The 2444-nt window shown below is 74.2% G+C and carries 4 protein-coding genes; all 4 read left to right on the top strand.

What is annotated here, in order from left to right; translation table 11 throughout:
• The first annotated feature begins 129 nt into the window (after positions 1-129).
• Genes AB0O00_RS35705 through AB0O00_RS35690 form a run of 4 tightly spaced genes read left to right on the top strand, consistent with a single transcriptional unit; the run spans position 130 to position 2329 of the window.
• The gene (locus tag AB0O00_RS35705) at positions 130-270 is read left to right on the top strand and encodes a hypothetical protein (protein ID WP_363658865.1); all 141 of its coding nucleotides are present in this window, start codon (positions 130-132) and stop codon (positions 268-270) included.
• A 3-nt stretch (positions 271-273) separates the two neighbouring features.
• On the top strand, positions 274-771 hold the full coding sequence (locus tag AB0O00_RS35700; protein ID WP_363658864.1) for a hypothetical protein: 498 nt from the start codon (positions 274-276) through the stop codon (positions 769-771).
• Positions 759-1328: a hypothetical protein gene (locus AB0O00_RS35695; protein ID WP_363658863.1), complete on the top strand. Its 570-nt coding sequence runs from the start codon at positions 759-761 to the stop codon at positions 1326-1328. The genes AB0O00_RS35700 and AB0O00_RS35695 overlap by 13 nt, the downstream gene beginning before the upstream one ends.
• Positions 1307-2329, top strand: coding sequence for a hypothetical protein (locus AB0O00_RS35690; protein WP_363658862.1), 1023 nt, complete (start codon positions 1307-1309; stop codon positions 2327-2329). Before AB0O00_RS35695 ends, AB0O00_RS35690 begins: the two co-directional genes overlap by 22 nt.
• The last annotated feature ends 115 nt before the right edge of the window (positions 2330-2444 follow it).

Genomic DNA, 2444 nt, shown 5'->3' with positions numbered 1-2444 from the left:
AGAAACAAAAGCCTTTTCTCATAAAGGACTTGGGCTTCCGGCCCGGCGGGTGCAAGAGTGACAACCCGGGGGCTGTCCGTGCCCCCGACTGTTCGGCACTGTCATGTTTCTGACCACACAGGGGGAATTGTGGCCAAGACCATGCGCCGGGGACGGCGCATCATCACGCTCGCGTCCGCAGCGGCGCTCGCCGCGGGGATCGCCCTCACGGGCGGCGGCGTCGCCGGAGCGGCCGACCGCCTCCCGGCGGACGCCGCGGGAACCGACTAGACCGTGGTCGTCGTCGTCAACGGGCCGGACGACGCCCAGCCCGGCGACGACACGGCGGACGGGGACGAGACCGCCGTGCGCGGCGAGGCGGTCCTGGGGGCCGACGACGCCACGGCGTCCGACGCGCCCGACACCGTCGGCCTCCAGGCGGCGAACCTGCCCTACTTCTGCCTGGCCAAGGTGGACTACCCGCACAACTCGCACACCACCCGCAGCACCATCAACGTGCACTTCGACACCAACTGCCGCCAGGTGGCCCCGAACCTCTCCACCGAGGGGGCGCTGTACCGCTCGCGCTGGTACGGCTGGGAGCACCTGACCACCAGCCGGGGCGGCAAGAGCAACTCCAGGAGCCTGCGCGTCGTGGCGCCGAAGCACTGCTCGAAGGACTCCTGGTACCGCTACCGCGGCGAGGCCCGCTTCTACGTGTCGGGGCCGCAGGGCCGGGGCTCGGCCTACGTCTACAACCAGAACGACAAAGAGATCAAGTGCACCGGCTGACACACCGGGCGCTCGGGGCGGCGGCGGCCTGTGCCGCCGCCGCCCTGCTCGTGTCCTGCACGGGGGAGCCGGACCGGACGCCCGCCGCGGCGTCGACTCCTGCGGCTTCAACTCCGGCCGCCCGGCAGGACGGTGGGGCGACGCTGCCGCTGGTGGCGGGTGACTGGGGCGGCGGCCGGAGCAAGGCGCCACCGCAGCGGCTGGACTGGGGCCGTCCCGCCGGGCTGTCCGGCCCCGGGGCCGACGCCGGGCGGCCCGTGCGGGTGACCGTCACGGCCCCCGCCGTCCCGTCCTACGCCTCCTTCATGCTGAGCGGCGCCGTCGACGCGTCCGGCATCCCGGACGAGGACCCGGACCGGCAAACCGTCCTGGCCTGCGGGACGGGGATCACCGACCCGGGCTGCCGGATCACGGACAACCGCGACGGGTCGTTCTCGGTCGAAGTCGTGGGCGCGCCACCGGCGGACCGCCCGTACCGCGTACTGTACGTCCAGTGGGCGCCGACCCGACCGGGCGCCGAGGAGACCTGGGCCTCATGGCAGCTACCGCTTCGTTAGACGACCCGCTGGGCGACCCGCCCGCCGACCCCGCCGGGCTCGCGGCCTGGGCGTTGTCCCGGATCGCGGCGGGTGCCGCCGGGGACGCGAGCGTCGACGCGGTGATCGAACTCGACTGCGCGGCAAGGGACATCGCCCCGAACCTGGGCGGCCGCTTCGGGACGGGTGTGGCGGATGGGCCGACGGCGTCGTGGCCCGCGGCAAAGGAGACCTTCCACCTCGACGGGATCTCCCCGCGCCGGCTCCGGGAGGACGACGGCGACGAACCGTGGGCCGCGCTCCTCGACCCGGCACGCCTCGTCCGGGGCGTCGGGACGGTCACGGCGGCGCGGCGCGGCCGGGACGGCTTGGTCGAACTCGCCATCGCCCCGCACCCGTTGTTCGCCGACCCGGCCGATGCGTGGCTGCCGCCGGGTGCCCGGAGCCTGACCGTCGGGCTCGATCCGGCCACCGGCTTCCTCCGGTCCGCGGTGCTCCACGACGAGCTTGGCGTCCTGGCCACCGCTCGGATCAACGAATTGACGTTCCGTCGGCTCGACCCTCCGGCCGAGGCGGGCGCGGTGCTGGGCCGGCTGGCGAGGACCCTGCTGGAGCCCGCCAGCCTGACGGCGGACGTCCACATCGAGGCGGAATCCCACGACGACCTCGACATCGTGTCCACGCCCTCACCGCGCACCTGGACGATCACCAGCGGCACCCAGACGCTCACGCTGTCGGGCGACTACGAACCGGACCGCACCAGCCCCGCCGCCGCCCGTCTGGCCGAACTCCTCACCCCGGCCCGCATCGTGTCCCACCTCGCACACGTCGCGGCCACCTCTCCGACCTCCGTCGAGGCAACCGTCCGCCCGCTGCGCACCTTCCCGTTCAGCGCCTGGGCGCCGGACGAGGCCCTGACCTGCCGCTTCACCGTCGACCCGAGGACCGGCGTGCTCCTGCGGGCCGAGGCGGTCGCTGACGGCCGTACGGTGCTCGCCTGTTCCGTGCAGCACCTCGCCTGACCGGCCGGGAACGACGGCGCCGAGGCCCCGGGGGATGCCCGGGCACGGCGGGTGGGTTGGGAGAGCGGGGAAGGGGTTGCGCGGCGCCGGGGCCCCCCAGCCCGGGAGGGGCGGC

The organism is Kitasatospora sp. NPDC093558 (assembly GCF_040683475.1).
Classification (GTDB): Bacteria; Actinomycetota; Actinomycetes; order Streptomycetales; family Streptomycetaceae; genus Kitasatospora.
This window is presented reverse-complemented; position numbering and strand designations above follow the sequence as displayed.

Excerpts from the sequence above, each read along its gene's own strand:
- AB0O00_RS35690 (WP_363658862.1), top strand. The coding sequence starts at position 1,307 with ATGGCAGCTACCGCTTCGTTAGACGACCCGCTGGGCGACCCGCCCGCC.